The organism is Pantoea sp. 18069 (genome assembly GCF_902706035.1).
GTDB lineage: Bacteria > Pseudomonadota > Gammaproteobacteria > Burkholderiales > Burkholderiaceae_C > Comamonas.
Genome location: NZ_CACSJA010000006.1, coordinates 50,480 through 66,738, shown reverse-complemented (window position 1 = coordinate 66,738; position 16,259 = coordinate 50,480). Strand labels below are relative to the sequence as shown.

General features: G+C 64.6%; 15 protein-coding genes. 7 read left to right on the top strand and 8 right to left on the bottom strand.

All coding sequences use genetic code 11. The features are described from left to right. Positions 1–108: 108 nt before the first annotated feature. From GVL12_RS06920 to GVL12_RS06895, 6 genes are all read right to left on the bottom strand, one after another. Positions 109–954, bottom strand: a complete 846-nt coding sequence (locus GVL12_RS06920; RefSeq protein ID WP_159912229.1) for a tripartite tricarboxylate transporter substrate binding protein — start codon at positions 952–954, stop codon at positions 109–111. Next, entirely contained in the window at positions 918–1,181 is a 264-nt protein-coding gene (locus GVL12_RS06915) for a hypothetical protein (protein WP_159912227.1), read from the bottom strand. Before GVL12_RS06915 ends, GVL12_RS06920 begins: the two co-directional genes overlap by 37 nt. 122 nt (positions 1,182–1,303) lie before the next feature. Next, positions 1,304–2,305, bottom strand: a complete 1,002-nt coding sequence (locus GVL12_RS06910; protein WP_159912225.1) for a LacI family DNA-binding transcriptional regulator — start codon at positions 2,303–2,305, stop codon at positions 1,304–1,306. 152 nt (positions 2,306–2,457) lie between these two features. Next, positions 2,458–4,053, bottom strand: a complete 1,596-nt coding sequence (locus GVL12_RS06905; protein ID WP_235033816.1) for a UxaA family hydrolase — start codon at positions 4,051–4,053, stop codon at positions 2,458–2,460. A 16-nt stretch (positions 4,054–4,069) separates the two neighbouring features. Further along, complete coding sequence (locus tag GVL12_RS06900; RefSeq protein WP_159912223.1) at positions 4,070–5,281, bottom strand: UxaA family hydrolase; 1,212 nt, start codon at positions 5,279–5,281, stop codon at positions 4,070–4,072. A gap of 3 nt (positions 5,282–5,284) precedes the next feature. Next, positions 5,285–6,253 carry a tripartite tricarboxylate transporter substrate binding protein gene (locus GVL12_RS06895; protein ID WP_159912221.1) on the bottom strand — a complete coding sequence of 323 codons (969 nt, stop codon included), beginning with the start codon at positions 6,251–6,253 and terminating at the stop codon, positions 5,285–5,287. 667 nt (positions 6,254–6,920) lie between these two features. Here GVL12_RS06895 and GVL12_RS06890 point away from each other — a divergent pair. Further along, complete coding sequence (locus tag GVL12_RS06890) at positions 6,921–7,745, top strand: amidohydrolase (RefSeq protein ID WP_159912219.1); 825 nt, start codon at positions 6,921–6,923, stop codon at positions 7,743–7,745. A 21-nt stretch (positions 7,746–7,766) separates the two neighbouring features. Then, the gene (locus tag GVL12_RS06885; RefSeq protein ID WP_159912217.1) at positions 7,767–8,732 is read left to right on the top strand and encodes a tripartite tricarboxylate transporter substrate binding protein; all 966 of its coding nucleotides are present in this window, start codon (positions 7,767–7,769) and stop codon (positions 8,730–8,732) included. Positions 8,733–8,996: 264 nt separating this feature from the next. Here the strand turns inward: GVL12_RS06885 and GVL12_RS06880 are convergent, their stop codons facing one another. After that, positions 8,997–9,857 (bottom strand): LysR family transcriptional regulator, encoded by an 861-nt coding sequence (locus GVL12_RS06880; protein WP_200843560.1) that lies wholly within the window; start codon positions 9,855–9,857, stop codon positions 8,997–8,999. Between the two features lie 240 nt (positions 9,858–10,097). Between GVL12_RS06880 and GVL12_RS06875 the strand changes: the two genes are divergently transcribed. Both GVL12_RS06875 and GVL12_RS06870 read left to right on the top strand, forming a co-directional pair. Next, entirely contained in the window at positions 10,098–10,436 is a 339-nt protein-coding gene (locus GVL12_RS06875) for an H-NS family nucleoid-associated regulatory protein (RefSeq protein WP_159912213.1), read from the top strand. Positions 10,437–10,742: 306 nt separating this feature from the next. Beyond that, positions 10,743–12,104 (top strand): Fic family protein, encoded by a 1,362-nt coding sequence (locus GVL12_RS06870; RefSeq protein ID WP_159912211.1) that lies wholly within the window; start codon positions 10,743–10,745, stop codon positions 12,102–12,104. A 46-nt stretch (positions 12,105–12,150) separates the two neighbouring features. Here the strand turns inward: GVL12_RS06870 and GVL12_RS06865 are convergent, their stop codons facing one another. Further along, a complete protein-coding gene (locus GVL12_RS06865; protein WP_159912209.1) occupies positions 12,151–13,086 on the bottom strand; it encodes a LysR family transcriptional regulator in 936 nt (311 codons plus the stop codon). Positions 13,087–13,175: 89 nt separating this feature from the next. Between GVL12_RS06865 and GVL12_RS06860 the strand changes: the two genes are divergently transcribed. From GVL12_RS06860 to GVL12_RS06850, 3 genes are read left to right on the top strand one after another with little or no spacing between them, the layout of a single operon-like run. Then, positions 13,176–14,396 (top strand): CaiB/BaiF CoA-transferase family protein, encoded by a 1,221-nt coding sequence (locus GVL12_RS06860; RefSeq protein ID WP_159912207.1) that lies wholly within the window; start codon positions 13,176–13,178, stop codon positions 14,394–14,396. Positions 14,397–14,400: 4 nt separating this feature from the next. Then, a complete protein-coding gene (locus GVL12_RS06855; protein WP_159912205.1) occupies positions 14,401–15,252 on the top strand; it encodes a CoA ester lyase in 852 nt (283 codons plus the stop codon). Positions 15,253–15,289: 37 nt separating this feature from the next. After that, complete coding sequence (locus GVL12_RS06850) at positions 15,290–16,258, top strand: tripartite tricarboxylate transporter substrate binding protein (RefSeq protein ID WP_159912203.1); 969 nt, start codon at positions 15,290–15,292, stop codon at positions 16,256–16,258. Position 16,259 lies beyond the last annotated feature (1 nt).

Sequence of the window (16,259 nt, the reverse complement as noted above, 5' to 3'; positions counted from 1 at the left end):
GCTTCCATCGCATCACCGCGCAGTGCATCCCCGCCCCCGGCGGCATGGTCGGCCGGGAGGACGTGATCGCCGTGGGGACAGTATCAATGTCCAGCCCTGCCAGAAGCGTCAGTCGACGCGCACGCCCGATGACTTGACGATGGGAGCCCAGCGCCGGATTTCGTCCTGCACCATGGCATCCATCTGCTGGGGCGTGCCGCCGACGACATCGAAGCCGCTCTCGTTCATGGACTTGACGAAACCGCGCGACTTGACCGCCTCCATGGACGCCTTGGACAGTCTGTCGATCACCGCCTGCGGCGTCGCGGCAGGCACGGACATGCTGAACCAGCCAGACGACTGGTAACCCGACAGGCCGGCTTCGGCCACGGTGGGAACATCCGGCAGGAACTGGCTGCGCTGCGCACCAGTGACCGCCAGTGCCCGCAGTGTTGCGCTCTTGATGTGCTGGATGACGGAAGGAATGTTGTGGAACATCATGTTGACCTGCCCGCCCAGCACGTCCGTAGTGGCCGGCGCGCCGCTTTTGTAGGGCACGTGGCGGATGTCGATATGAGCCATCTGCTTGAACATCTCGCCCGACATGTGGGTAGTGGTGCCGTTTCCACTCGACGCAAACGTCACCTCGCCCGGCTTGCCTTTGGCATAGGCGATCAACTCTTTCATCGAGGTCACCGGCAACGTGCTGTTGACTACCAGAACGTTGTCGAACGATGTGAGAACGATGACCGATCGCAGATCCTTCACCACGTCGTATCCCAGTTTGGGATAGACCAGCGGCGCCACGCCATACAGCGCACTGACCGTCTGCACCAGCGTGTAGCCATCAGGCGTGGCTTTGGCCCCGGCTTCGGCGCCGATGGTGCTGCCGGCGCCCGGCCGGTTTTCCACGTAGACCTGCTGGCCCAGCGCCTTGCTCAGTTCCTGTGCGAAGGCGCGGGCGTCAGATCCCATGCCTCCACGACCGGAATGCCCGAGGTCGCGAGCCGGCGCCGCGTGGCGAGCGACCGACTCACACCGGTCAGGTAGATCGCTTCAGGGCGGCGCGCCAGGATGGCCGTAACCAGTTCGTCCTCCCGCGAATCCGGATAACCCGACATGGCGAACATCACCTGGTAACCGTGCTGCCAAAGTACTTCGCTGAACGACTGGATGGTTTCGATGAAGATCGAATTGACCATTTGCGGGACGATGGCCGCCACCAGTCGACTGCGCTGTGAAGACAGTCCTCCCGCCAGCATATTGGGAACGAATCCGCTGCGGGCTATGACGCGCTGGCCGCGGCCTTTGCCCCAAGCGGCCGTCAGGCGCTATCGCGTTCGATCAACGTGAAACCGACATCCTCAACGTACCCAGCCTCGGCAACGCCTTCGATGCGGTCGATCAGCACGGCGGCGACACGTCGGCCGAGCGCTTGGCTGTCCACCCTTACTGTGGTCAGCGACGGATCGGTATCCACCGCGAAGTCCGCGTCTCCGAAACCGACGACAGCCAGTTGCCGCGGCACTGCAAGCCCCCTCGACCGCGCCTCGATCAGGACGCCGAGCGCCACAAGGTCGGTAGCGCAGAAGATCGCGTCGATGTCCGGATGGGCGTCGAGCAGCAGCGCCGCTCCCTGCCTGCCGTGCCGCAGCCGCGAAGGCGTGGGACAGCGCCAGTGCGGCACTGGTTCGTTGCGCCCGGTCAGCCCCAGCTTTCGAGCTGCCTTGATGAATCCCTGTTCGCGCAGGATACCTCGCGGCTCGTCGGTAGCGATGACCGCGATCCGCCGCCGCTCCTTGGAGAACAGGTAGCGCGCGGCGTCGCGGCCCACCTGCTCATGCGAAAACCCCACCATCGAATCGATGGGCTTGCCGGCCATCGCCCAGGCTTCCACGAGCGGTATGCCGACCTCGCCCAGGCGGCGCCGCGCCTTTGCCGAGTGCACCGGCCCCATGAGAACCAGGCCCTCGGGTCTGCGTGCCAGCATGCCTTCGACCAGTTGCTCCTCATCGGCCGCGTCGTATTCGCACTGGCCGAGAATGACCTGGTAACCGGCGACCTTGAACTCCTCGCTCATGGACTGCACCGCATCCATGAAAACCGAACCGGCGCCAATGGTCGGCACCAGACAGGTGATCAGCCTGGTGCGGTTGGACCGGAAAGCCCCGGCCAGGATGTTCTGTACATAACCGGTCCGGGCGATGGCGTCCTGAACCCGCTTGAGCGTAGCCTCCGACACGATGCCGGGATTGCCCAGCGCACGCGAGACCGTCATCTTGGAAACACCCGCCACGCGGGCCACGTCTGCGAGCGTCACGCTCACCGTGCCGGCGGTTGCGGAAGGACGGGGGAGCGGGGCTTTGGGGGGAACGGCGGGCACGCGGTGTTTGACCGACGCAGGGCGCACTGCGCCACAGCGTGAGTGGAGTGGATAAAGCTGGTGATTCTAGAGGTAACTGCCCCAAGCCCGCCCTTTCAATCCCTCGCGCCCAGCGGCCAAGGGACGAACTCATTCACGCCGACGCCCAGCTTTTCACTCTTGGTAGGCTCGCCGGAGGCGTGTTGCAGGATGCGTTCGAAGATGACCTGGCCGATGTCTGCCAGTTCAGCCTCGCCGTCGATGATGGCCCCGCAATTGATGTCCATATCGGCCACCATGCGCTGGTACATCGGCGTGTTGCTTGCCAGCTTGATGGTGGGCGCAGGCACCGATCCGAAGCAGGACCCACGGCCGGTGGTGAAGCAGATCAGGTTGGCGCCGCCCGCGATCTGGCCAGTGGCCGAGACCGGGTCGTAGCCCGGCGTATCCATGAAGACCAGCCCGTGCTCCCGGATGGGTTCGGCATATTCATACACGTCCATCAAGGGCAGGTTGCCGCCTTTCTTGGCGCCGCCCAGCGATTTTTCAAGCACGTTTGCCAGCCCGCCAGCATGGTTTCCGGGGCTCACCTGCCCGTTGATCTGGGTGTCCCGACCTTCGCAGTGCCGCAGCCACCAATCCATGCGCGCCACCAGCCTGCGGCCGACCTCCGGCGTGCGGGCCCTGGCAGTCAGCGTATGCTCGACGCCGAATATTTCGGTGGTCTCGGACAGGATCGCAGTGCCGCCGTTGCGCGCCAGTATCTCCGCAGCGTAGCCGAGCGCGGGGTTGGCCGACAGCCCCGAGAAACCGTCCGAGCCGCCGCACTGCATGCCCACCACGATGTGTTCGGCCGATACCGGCTCGCGCCTCGCCATCTCGGCCTCGGGCAGCATTTGTTCGACCAGCGCGATGCCCCTGGCCACCGCGTTGCGTATGCCTCCCTCCTCGCGCACGCTCAGCGTCTGCAGTCGGGGGGAGCGCGTCAGTTGCTGGTCGGCCAGCAAGCCCTCCAGTTCGTTGTCTTCGTCGCCGAAGGAAATCACCAGTGAGGCAGCGATATTGGGGTGGCGCATGTAGCCGCCCAGGGTGCGGCGCAGCACCTGCATGGGCTCACCGCTCAGTTCCATGCCGGCGCCCTGGTCGTGTGCGAAGGTGGCAACGCCGTCGACGTGCGGATAGGCGGCCATGGTGTCTTCGTCAAACGCGGCCCCGATCTGCCGCGCCACTACGGCAGCCTTGTGGCTGACGATGAAGACGCCGATGTAGTTGCGGGTCGCGACCCGGCCGTCCGGGCGCACGATGCCCTGGAACCGGGCCCGTTGTTCGGGCGGCAGTATCTCGGTCGGCACGTAGCATTCGCCATGCCGGTAGTTTTTCTCCACATCGCTGAACGCGATGTTGTGACTGTGCACCCAGGTGCCGGGCGCTATGTCCTCGGAGGCGAATCCGATCACGGTGTTGTACTTGAGAACGGCGTCGCCCTTGGAGAACGCACGGGTCGCCACCTTGTGGCCGGCGGGTATCGCCTGGAGCGTGGTCAGGCCTTCAACTGGCACCGACAGGCCCGCTGGCACATCGGCCCGGGCGACCAGCACGTTGTCTTGCGGATCGAGGCGGATGAACGGGTTGCGCAGGCCCGCCTGCGCGGTACTGGCGGACGCTGCCGTCATGGGCGGCAGATCGAGCCGGGTAGGGGCAAAAGTCGACATGTTGCGAAATCCTTGTTCAAGCAATGACACCAATCGGCCAGGGAACGAACTCGCCCTCGCCCAGGCCCAGGTTCTCTGCACTGGTCGCAATGCCGCTGGCGTGGTGCAGCCAGCTTTCATAGATGGTGCGGCCCACTTCGGAGACCGGCATCGCACCAGACGCAGCTTCGCTGCAGTCGAGGTCCATTTCTTCGGGCGAGCGGGCAAACAGGCCATGGCTGGCGGCCAGCCGAACGGTGGGCGCGCCGTTCGCACCTAAGGCACTTTCTGCACTGGTCAGCAGGCACACCAGCGTGGCGCCGGCGGCGACTTGGCCTGTAACGGACATCGCTTCGTAACCGGGTGAATCCATCATCACTACGCCCCGCGACCGGGCGGGCACGGCATAGGCGCAAACCTCCTGCAGGTCTTGTCCGCCCATGTATGACACATCCGTGTCGCGAGCGGTTTCGGAGCGGACCGAGCGCACATCGCGACCGGCCGAGTAACCATGCCACCAATGCACGCGCTGCGCCAGGGCGTCGGCGGTCCGCGGCGCGGACGCTTTTGCGGCGAGGGCCGATGCGTTCCGCGTGGTGGCCGAGACGATGGCCGTGCCACCCTGCGCCACCAGCAGATCCACCGCCGCTCCCAGCGCCTGGCGGGCATGGTGATCCGCGGCATCGACGTCGATGGTCTGCAGGCCGAGCACCAGTTCACTCACCGGTACTGGCTGCCTCGGCACCGCATTGGCCAGCGGCAGCATGGCCTGCACCGCCGCAATGCCCTGCTCGACCGCAGCAGCCGTGCCGCCGACTTCCTGCAGGACGACCGTCTTCAGCAGCGGCCCGGCCACCAGCTTTTCCTGCTCCAGCAGGCCGTAGATGTTGTTGCGCTCGCAGCCCAGGGCCATGATCACCGAGCCGGCCAGGTTGGGGTTGCGGACGGTGCCGCCCACCGTGCGCCGCAGCAGGTCCATGGGTTCGCCGGACTTCTCCATGCCGCAGCCCAGTTCGTGGATGAAGGCCAGCACACCGTCGACATTCGGATAGGCGGCCAGGCGGCGCGAGGTGAAGTGACGGGCCACCAGGCGCGCGGCCGTCGCCGCACAGTTGCCGGCGATGAAAACGCCGATGTAGTTGCGTGTGCCCGCCCTCCCTGCATCGCGCGGATAGCCGAGGAAGGAGTCGGTCGGCGAGTGCCCGGATACGGAGTGCCGCGCAGCGGTGACTTGCTCATGCGTGTCCATGGCTCACTCCGCCCTCACGCCGGCCACGTCGATCACCGTTTTCCAGCGCTGTATTTCAGACTGCAGCAGCGCCTGCGCCTGCGTCGAGTTCAGAGAGACGACTTCGAACCCTCCCTGCTCCAGCGATTTGACGACGCTGGGGTCTTTCAACGTGGCAACCAGCGCCGAGGTGATCTTGTCGCGGACTGGCTGGGACAGCCCTTTGGGTGCGGCGATGCCCTGCCATGAATACACGTCCAAGCCCTTGACGCCGGACTCGGCCACGGTGGGCACGTTGGGAAGTTCGGCAATACGGTTTTCGGCCGTCACCGCGATCGCCTTGAGTCGGCCGGCCTTGATCTGTGCGAGCAGGACACTGAGATTGGTGATCAGCACGTTCGCATGCCCGGCCATCACATCGGTAAGGGCTGCTCCACCGCCCTTGTAGGCGACGTTGAGGCCTGCCACGCCCGTTTTTTGCCATAGCAGCATGCTGGTGAGATGGTCGGTCGAGCCTTCGCCGGAGTTTGCAAAGGAAACCTTGCCAGGATTCTTCTTCATGTAGTCCAGCAACTCCGGCAGCGTATTGGCCGGAAAGCTGGGCGTCACCACGATCACGTTCACGGTGCGTACCGGGATGCCAAGCATGTCCACGTCCTTCAGCGGATCCCACTTCACCGCCTTGATGAGCTGTGGCGAGATGGCATAGGTGCCGACCGAGCCGATGGTGAGCGTGTAGCCGTCGGCAGGTGCGCGCAAGGCCAGCCCGACGCCCAGGGTGCCGTTGACGCCCGGCTTGTTCTCGAGAATGACCGGCTGACCGAGGTTCTCGCCGAGCTTGATGGACAGCGCACGCATCGTGGCATCAGACGACCCCCCTGGTACGAAGGGCACGACCACGGTCACCGGCTTGTGCGGAAACGCCTGCGCCCAGGCTGCGGAAGTTATCAGGATGCCGGTGGCGATCCCACCAAATACACGGGCAAGTTTCATCTAAGTGTCTCCAAGTCGTTGTAATCAACCAGCACCACGCCAAATCATGTTACCGGTATCAGGCCGCCGATGGTACCGGTAACAATTCATGATGACACCCGTGGAAACACTGAGACTCGCTGGATTTGGCCAGCCGTTGGCGACGAATCCGGCGGCATCGTCCCGCTGTTTAGCTCGGCCCTGCCGAACGGCCTGCCATGGCGTGATCGTTGGACCCGCAGCCAGCCCTTGAAGCTGTCCATCCAAAAATACGTGTGCAAGCTTCCGGAACGGACTGCGAAGACAAGTAATGACAAGGGCCGCTTATAGCGAATCAGTGCAGCGGAGCATCCATCGGCAGCAGATCCCGGCGCATATGCACGCTCGGCCCAAACCCTCTCCCGAGTTGCTCATTCTTCAAGGCTTTACCGAGGACATTTCCAGGGGCACGGAACTGTCGCTTGGCAGCCAGCGGCCATCCCAGACGGACGCCTCCCGAATACAAAGGGACTGTGGTCCGCAGTCACCCAAGACAGCGACCGGTGCGCCCGGCTCCAGGCTCACGCCGCGCAAATGACTGGTGTGGCGTGGACGGTGGACCGAGATGGCGCTTTGCCATAACGGCTGCTTATGGATAGGCATCAGCGCCCCACTCACGTCCGGGCACAGGGGAACATACAGTCGCTCCATGACTGCACCTCTCCGGGTGGACACCCACGCACATGTCTTTCTGCGCCAGATGCCGCTGGCAGCTGCACGCCGCTACGCGCCCGACTTCGATGCCACGCCCGGCGAATACCTGGACCTGCTCGACACGCACGGCTGCACCCATGGTGTGCTGGTGCAGCCCAGCTTTCTGGGCCTCGACAACAGCTACCTGCTGAGCGTTTTGCGCCAGCACCCCCGGCGCCTGCGCGGCGTGGTGATGCTCGAACCTGCGGCCACGGAGCAGGAACTCGCCGCGCTGGCCGCCGCCGGCGTGGTGGGCGTGCGCCTGAACCTGGTGGGCCAGCCTCTGCCCGATCTCACGCGGCCCCTATGGCAGGCATTTCTCGCGCGCATCCGGGCACTCGACTGGCACCTGGAGCTGCATCGCCAGGCCGCCGATCTTTCGCCCCTCATCGAGGCCGCCGCGCCGGCGGGCTGCCGCGTGGTCATCGACCATTTCGGTCGGCCCGACCCTGACCAGGCCAGCACCGACCCCGGCTTTGCCGCGCTACTGCGCCATGCGGATTCAGGGCGGGTCTGGGTCAAACTGTCCGCCGCCTACCGCAACGCCCATCACCAGAGTGCGCGCGACGCGGCCGCCGCCCGCGAATGCGCACGCCAGTTGCTGGCCGCCTTTGGTCCACAGCGCCTGGTATGGGGTAGCGACTGGCCGCACACGCAGCACCAGCACCTGGCCACCTATGGCCCCAGCCTGGCCGCCCTGGCCGACTGGGTGCCGGATGCGGCCCAGCGTCGCCAGATTCTGGGCACCACGGCGGCCGAACTGTTCAATATCCCCCATTAATTCAAACCAGCAGGAGACAACATGCAACGACGTTCCATAGCCTTCGCCCTCGCCGCCCTGGCGCTGGCCCCCACCGTGCAAGCCCAGACGGTTTTTCCCAGCAAGCCCGTGCGCCTGGTCGTGACCTACCCGCCCGGCGGCACCGTGGATGTGGCAGCGCGCATTCTGGGCACCAAGCTTTCCCAGATCTGGGGCCAGCCCGTCGTGGTGGACAACCGTGCGGGCGGCGGCGGCATCATTGGCGCCCAAGCCGTGCTGACATCGCCGGCCGACGGCTACACGCTGATGGTGGATGCATCCAACCATGCACAGAACCCGGCGCTCAAGAAGCGCATGCCGTTCGACACGCTGACGGCTTTCGCGCCCGTGTCGCTGCTCGTCAAAGTGCCCAGCGTGCTGGTGGTCAATCCTGCTTTCCCCGCGCAATCGGTCCAGGAGCTCATCGCCTACACCACGGCCCACCCCGGCAAACTGGACTACGCATCGTCGGGCAACGGCTCGGCGCAGCACCTGGCCGCCGAGTTGTTCGCCATCAAGACCGGCGCCAGAATGACCCACGTGGCCTACCGCGGAGGCGGCCCGGCCATGGTGGACGTGATGGGCGGCAACGTGCCCGTGTTCTTCGCCAGCCTGGCTTCGTCCCTGCCCTTCATCCAGAGCGGCAAGCTGCGGCCCCTGGCCGTGGCAGGCCGGCACAGCTCCCCCGTGCTGCCCAATACGCCCACCTTCACCGAGGCCGGGGTAGCTGGCGTGGATGTGTACGAGTGGAATGGCTTGTTCGCTCCTGCGGGCACGCCCGCCGCCCTCGTGGAAAAGATCAGCAAGGACGTGTCTGCCGCACTGAACGACCGCGAGGTCAAGGCCCGGCTGATGTCGCTGGGTGCCGAGGTGATCGGCTCCAGCCCGAAGGAGCTCGATCAGTTCCGCCGCGCCGAAATCAGCCGCTGGACAGCGCTGGGCAAGCAGGCGAGCATTTCGCTGGACTAAGAACGTGTTCACGATCTCAACGCGTCGCGTTGGGACGCAATCGGGATGAGTTCGAAGCGCTGCGGCGCAGCTTGCACCGGGGTGCAAGCAAGCTGCAGCGCGAAGAAATCGCCCGATTTCGTCCCAACCCTTCGGGACAGTGCCTTGGCGGGCGGTCTGCGTCGTTGCAGATCCTCGCAATAGCGGGGCTATTGCTGCGGTACTGCGCCTAGCATCCCATCCCGCCCAGGCTCTGTCGCGGCGCGAAGAGATCGTAAACATGTTCTAAAGCAGATCGGCCAGCTGGCCCGCGATGGTGGCCCTGCCTGACGCCTGCCACAGCACGCTCAGCTCGAAGTACGGCAGCCGCTCGCCGTCGCACAACGGCGCAAAGCGCACGCCCCGGTGCTGCAGCACTTCGGCCGATTGCGGCAGCAGCGATGCGCCAACGCCCGCGGCCACGCATGACAGCACCGTGAGCGAGCGGTTGGCCTCCTGCACCACGCGCATCGCCAGCCCGGCGCGCGAGAACGCACCCGCAATGCCCGCGCGCAGCGTGGGCAGCTGCGCTTCGGGAAACCACACCAGTCCCAGCCGCTCCAGGTCGGCCAACGCGGCTCGGCCATCGGCAGGCAGCGGGTAGTTGGCGGGAAGAACCGCCACCAGCGGGTCGCGTCGCACCAGCTTTTGACGCACACGGCCCTGCAAGGCCACCGGCGTGTGCAGCATGGCCAGATCGATGCGGCCTTCGGTGAGGGCCTGCATCAGATCGGCATTGCCCATTTCAGACAGGACCACCTGCGTGCCGGAAAACTGCGCGTGCAGCAGCTTGAGCGCCGTAGGCAGTACGTCGTACACCGCATGGGTGACAAAGCCGATGTGCAGCCGTCCCGTCTTGCCGTCCGCGATGGCTCTGGCATTGCGCTCCGCGCACTCTGCGAGCGCCATGCTTGCGCGCACGTCGTCGATCACTGCCAGGCCCGTGCTGTTGAGCACCGCGCCGCGGCGTGAACGCTCGAACAGGCGCACGCCGAGCGCTTGCTCCACGCGCCGCAGCGCCTGGCTCAACGCCGGTTGCGCCACACCCAAATGCGCGGCAGCGGCGGTCATGCTGCCCAGGTCGGCCACGGCGAGCAGGTAACGCATGGTGCGGGTATCGAAGAGCATAGGCCGCGAGAATACCCGCAATTCATGGCCGCCAATGGCCTGCGCCGTGACCAGGCCTGCACCGGTTGAGCGTGCGCCAGCGGCATCAGGCGCCATCACCGGACACAAGGAGCTGCCACAGTGAACGGTGCTCCCAATCACTGAACCTGTGCCCCACCAAAAACCAAGATAATCTCGGCAACGTGTGGCTGTTCCGCACGACATGATCGAAACGCATAAATGACGAAGACACTGAAGGAACTCCTGGCCGAACAAGCGCAGCTCGATGCCAGGATTGCAGCAGCCCGCAAAGAGGCGTCCCAGGAAGCATTGAAGAAGGTACTTGAGCTGGTGAACGAGTTTGGCTTCACCGCCCAACAGGTGTTTCCCTGGAAGCCAGTCGCAATGACAGTGACAGCCAAGTACCTGGACGAGAAAACGGGAGCGACCTGGACCGGTCGAGGCAAGCCGCCCGCGTGGATCGCCGGCAAGAACCGCGAGGACTTTCTCATTGAACGTACGCAGCCCCAGGAAGGCCCATTCCTCGCACAGATGGCGGCAACAGCTCACCGAACGTAGCAACACGGCAAACCTCGCAGGCTCCCGGCTGCACCTTTGACCCCACGAGGGGCCGCTTGAGACCGTATTGCCACCGGCCCCCGAGGGCATATGCGTTAACTTTATTGAGCGAGTAGCCGATTCCACCGCCGATCATGTGATGGGGGGTACGGCTGTCCCGATCTCCCGTTACCCGCCCCTGGTACGCACCGGCATGCCTTTGCCACGGGTCGCCATAAACTGCGCCATATTGTGCCGGCAAATGGCGCAGTTTGATAAACTGCGCCAAAACCACGCCACATTTTTGGTAAACAGCGCCACACTGCCATGTCTTCTACCAATGACTTGCTGAACAGCATACGGGCTTCCGGCAGCGGTCTGACGCTGGCGGAGCTCTTGACCAGGCACCCTGAAATTCCCAGGAGGACGGCCCAACGTCTGATCGCCAAGCTGATCGAGAGCGGCCAGGTGACTGCGCAGGGTGAGGGCCGAGCACGGCGTTATTTTGGAGCGCCCCCCCCCATCGGCAGGGACACGCAGGCCGGCAAAGCCGATGGCTTCCCTCCCTTTATTCCCCTGTCTGCCGACAGCCAGGACATTCTTGCCTACATCGATCAACCCGTGCCGGCGCGCAAGCCCGTGGGCTATCAGCGTGACTTTCTCGATGCCTACAGCCCGAATGAAACCTGGTATCTGTCCGAGCCGCTGCGCCGCCAACTGCACAAGATGGGCAGAACCGCTGATGTGGGCGCACCTGCAGGCACTTACAGCCGCGCCATTCTGGACCGCTTGCTGATTGATCTGTCATGGGCATCGAGCCACCTGGAGGGCAATACCTACTCCCGGCTCGACACCCGTGAACTCATAGAGCATGGCAAGGCAGCACGGGGCAAGGCGGCCATCGAGACGCAGATGATCCTGAACCACAAGACGGCGATCGAGCTGCTGGTCGAGAACGTCGACAGTGCCGAATTCAACCGCTACACGTTGATGAACCTGCACAGCGCGCTGGCGGAAAACCTGCTGCCCAATCCCGCCGATGAAGGACGCATTCGCCAGCACGCCGTCGATATCGGACAAAGCGTCTACCGTCCGCTGTCCACACCGCAGCAGATCGAAGGCGCGCTGGATGTACTGCTGGGCAAGGCCAACCGGATTCAAGATCCGTTCGAGCAGTCGTTTTTCATGATGGTGCACTTGCCCTATCTGCAGCCTTTTGCCGACATCAACAAGCGCACCTCCCGCCTGGCCGCGAACCTGCCGCTGTTTCGCGCCAACCTGTGTCCGCTGACCTTTCTGGATGTGCCGGAGCCGGCATACAGTCGTGCCACCCTCGGCGTATACGAAATGACCCGCGTCGAACTGCTGCGCGACCTTTACGTCTGGGCCTACGAACGCTCGACGCAGGAGTATCTGGCCATCAAGCAGGATCTGGCGGAGCCCGACCCCCTGCGACTGGCCTGGCGTGACTTCATCAAGCAGACTCTGCGAGACGTCATCACCCACCCGCAGCTTGACCCACTGTCCCGCATTGAGCGCTGCGTGACAGAGCATGTTCCCCAGCAAGAGCGCGCAGATGTGCAGGCCTTGGTGATCGCGGAGTTGAGGCGGCTGCATGAGGGCGTGCTGGGGCGCTATGGCTTGCGACCGTCCGAGTACTCGGCATGGACGGCACTGCATGGACGCTGAAGCCCGTGGCATGGGCGTTGGAACACCGCACCCGGCCTGCCGGATTTCAACGCCCCGAGGGCGCAATCCACTGCGCCGGCCAGGCCCCGCTGTGCACCAGGCCCTCGATCTGCTCGGTGACGATGGCGATCATTGCCGCGGTCGCCGGCGTCACCGGCCGGGTGACCGACGTGGCACATGCGACCTGGCGAGAGATATGCGGGTCGGAGATAGTTGTCATGGAAAGCGTACCGTCGTTGACTTCATCCGCCACTGCGCCCGGCGAAAGAATGGTCGCCCCCATGCCGGCGCACACCGCCTTCTTCATGTTCGGCAGCGAGTCGACTTCGGCAATGACATTGAGCTGAACACCGTGCTGCGCGCAGATACGGTCAATGATTCTGCGCAGCCCGTGCTCCTTGGACGGCAGCAGCAGCGGGAGCTCGCTCAGCGAGCACAGCGATGTCTCCTTGCCGCGCGGCGCGTCATGCGCCAGCGTGACCAGGCCCAGTTTTTCCGACAGCAGCGGCCGGCACTCGAATGCGGACTCGTTGCCTGAGACAAAAAGCACCGACAGATCCAGCCGCCCGGCTTGCAGCCACTCGCCGAGAAAACCGCTATGGCTCTCGATGATCTTCAGCTTCAGATGCTGGAAACGCGCGCGCGTCGCCTGCAGGATGGGAAGCGTGGCCACCAAGGCCACCGTAGTCGGCAGCCCGAGTGCCACCTCTCCCCCGATGTCGCTGGAAAGCGAGTGCACCGCGTGCCGCGCGCGCTCGACATCGGCCAGCACGACATGCGCGTGCTCGACCAGCGTGCGGCCTTCGGGCGTCAGCGTCATGCCCCGATTGGTCCGCAGAAAAAGCTGCACCCCGAGTTCATCCTCGAGCGCCGCGATGCTCTGGCTCAACGCGGGCTGCGCCACATGCAGCGTGCGCGAAGCTGCCAGCACCCCTCCCGCCTCGCAGACCCCAATCAAATAACGCAATTGCCGCAGTTCCATTGGTATTGATTTATTTGATAGTCAGTAGATTTCCAATGTATTTTACAGATATCTAGCGGCCGGCGAGACTCACGCATCAGGAGTCATCAATGGAACAACCGCATCTCGAATCGCAGGACGAATCCGTCAAACCCCTGGACCGCGTGAAGGTCATCGATCTGTCCCGGCTGGTCTCCGGAAACATGCTGACCCATGTGCTTGCCGATCTGGGCGCGACCGTGATCAAGGTGGAGCCGCCGCGCAAGGGCGATGAGTTGCGCGCCTGGCAGCGCGACGGCATGAGCACTTACTGGCTGGCGTACAGCCGCAACAAGCACAGCGTGGAACTCAATCTGCGCACGCCCGAAGGAATGGACGCGCTGCGCGGACTGCTGAGCGACGCCGACATCCTCGTGGAGAACTTCAGGCCGGGAACGCTCGAGCGCATGGGCCTGGACAAGAACATGCTCAATGCCCTCAATCCCAAACTGGTGGTGGTGCGCATCTCCGGCTGGGGCCAGACGGGCTGCTTTGCCAACAAGGGCGGCTTCGGCTCATTGATCGAGGCCATGAGCGGTTTTGCGGCAATGAACGGCTTTGCAGACCTGCCGCCCGTGCTGCCGCCGTTTGCGATGGCCGATTCGGTCGCCGGCATCTATGGCGCCGCGCTGGCGCTCGCCGCGATGCATGGGCAGCGCAATCGCGAGCAACCCACGATCCAGGAGATCGACCTGTCGCTCTTCGAGCCGCTGTTCTCCATTCTGGGCCCCCAGGCCGCCGAATACCAGCTGACCGGCAAGACTACGCCGCGCTCCGGCAGCCGCTCACCCACGCATGCTCCGCGCAATGTCTATCGCACCAAGGACGAGAAGTGGGTCGCGCTGTCAGCCGGCATGGAGGGCACGCTGGCGCGCCTGTTCGATGGCATCGGCTATCCGCAGGGGCTGACCGATCCGCGTTTCGCGACCCATGAAGCCCGGCTGAAGAACATCGATGCGCTCGATGCGCTGATCCAGGGCCACCTCACCAAGCTTTCGCTCGCCGAGGCACTGGACTTCTTCGCCGTGCGCGATATCACCGCCGGCCCAGTGTGCGACATCGCCGACCTGCTGACGCACCCCTACATCCTCGAGCGCAACCTGCTGGTCGAGCAGCAGGCGCCGGATGGCCGCAAGGTGTTGGTGCACGCCGCGCCCTACCGGATCAACGGCAGCCGCCCCACGATTGCACGTGGTGCGCCGACGCTGGGTCAGGACAACGAAAGATGGCTCGCCGCCACGCCCGCGACGCCCACCCCGGGCCAGACCCAGATGACCACGGAGCAAATCTGACACCATGAAAATCATTCGTTCCTTTCTCTTTGTCCCCGCAGCCAACGAGCGCCTGCTGCAAAGCGCGCTGGACAAGACCAGCGACGCCGTCATTCTCGACCTCGAAGACGGCACCCACCCTTCATTGCGCGCGCAGGCCCGCGAATGCCTTGCGGAATCGATCGCGCGTGTGAAAGCCAGCGACAAGATCGCGGCGGTGCGCATCAACGGGGATTGGCTGACCACGGTGGTGGATCTTCAGGCCGCGGTCGTGCGGGGCCTCGATCTGCTGGTGCTGCCCAAGGTGGAACACCCGCGCGACGTTCAGATCATCGACCAGATGGTCACCGATCTCGAGAACCGCGGCGACCTGCCCCCCAGGCACATCCGTTTCCTGCTGCAGATCGAAAGCGCCCAGGCATTGCCTCGGCTGCATGAGATCGCGTCCGCTTCCAGTCGAACGATGGGAATGATGCTGGGCAGCGAGGACTACTCGCTGGACTGCGGCAGCCTGCCCACGCCCGACGCCCTGCTCTACCCCAGCATGGCCGTACTCACGGCGGCGCGCGCGGCGCGCATCCAGCCCATTGGCTTCCTCGCCTCGATTGCCGATCTGGGCTCCGTCGACGCGTTCCGGCAAGTGCTGGAACGTGCGCGCACCCTGGGTTTTCGCGGCGCCGTGATCGTGCACCCCAAGTTCCTCGATGCGGTCAACAAAGCCTATACCCCGTCCCCGGAGGCGCTGGCCCAGGCGCAACGCATCGTCACCGACTTCGAAGCGGCGCTGGCGCGCGGCGAAGGTGCGATCAAGGTCGAAGGCGTCATGGTCGACAAGCCGGTCTACCGCCGGGCGCTCGATCTGATCGCCCAAGCCTGAACGTTCCCCCATCACCACAAAATAACGGAGACAAGACATGCAACAGAACCGACGCGAATTTGGCTTGCTGGCGGCAAGCGCACTGATCACCCTGCCCGCCTTTGCGGACACCTACCCGTCCAAGCCCGTGACCATCCTTGTGCCCCAGGCGCCTGGCGGCACCAACGATGTGGTGGGGCGCATTCTGGCGCAAAAGCTGACCGAGCTGGCCCACAGCAGCTTCATCGTCGAAAACCGGGCGGGGGCCAACGGCAACATCGGTACGGACTACGCGGCGCGCGCACCCAAGGACGGCTATACCTTGCTGCTGACCATCAGCAGCACCCAGGCGATCAATCCGGCGCTTTACAAGAAAGTGGCCTTCGACCCGGTCAAGGACTTTGAGCCGGTGGCGCCCGTCGGTGTGGTCCCCAACGTGCTGGTCGTCAATCCGTCGGTGCCGGCGAAAACGCTGGAAGAGTTTCTCAAGCTCGCACGCACGACCCAGCCCGAGCTGCAATACGCGTCGGCCGGCAACGGCTCGCTCAACCACCTGCTGGGCGCGATGCTGTCGAGCAAGTCGGGCGTGCCCTTGCAGCATGTGCCTTACCGCGGCGTGGCACCCGCCCTCACCGATGTCATGGGCGGGCAGGTGCCGGTGGCATTCGCGAGCCTGCCGTCGTGCATCCAGTTCATCAAGGACGGCAAGCTGCGCGCGCTTGGCGTGAGTTCCGCGAAGCGCTCGCCCGCACTGCCCGACGTTCAGGCCATCAACGAAGTCGTGCCGGGTTATGTCGGGGAGCTGTGGGTGGGCCTGTTCGCGGGACGGGGTGTGCCCAAGGCAGTGACTGCACGCCTGGCGGAGCTGGTGAGCGCGGCCGTGGCTTCTCCCGATCTGCGCGAGCGCTTCAAGACTGCGGGGGTCGAGCCTTTGACCGGCGGTCCTTCACGCCTGGAGCAGATGCTGCAGGAAGACATCGCCCGCTGGGCCCCGATTGTCAAAGCCTCGGGGGCGGTGATCGACTGAA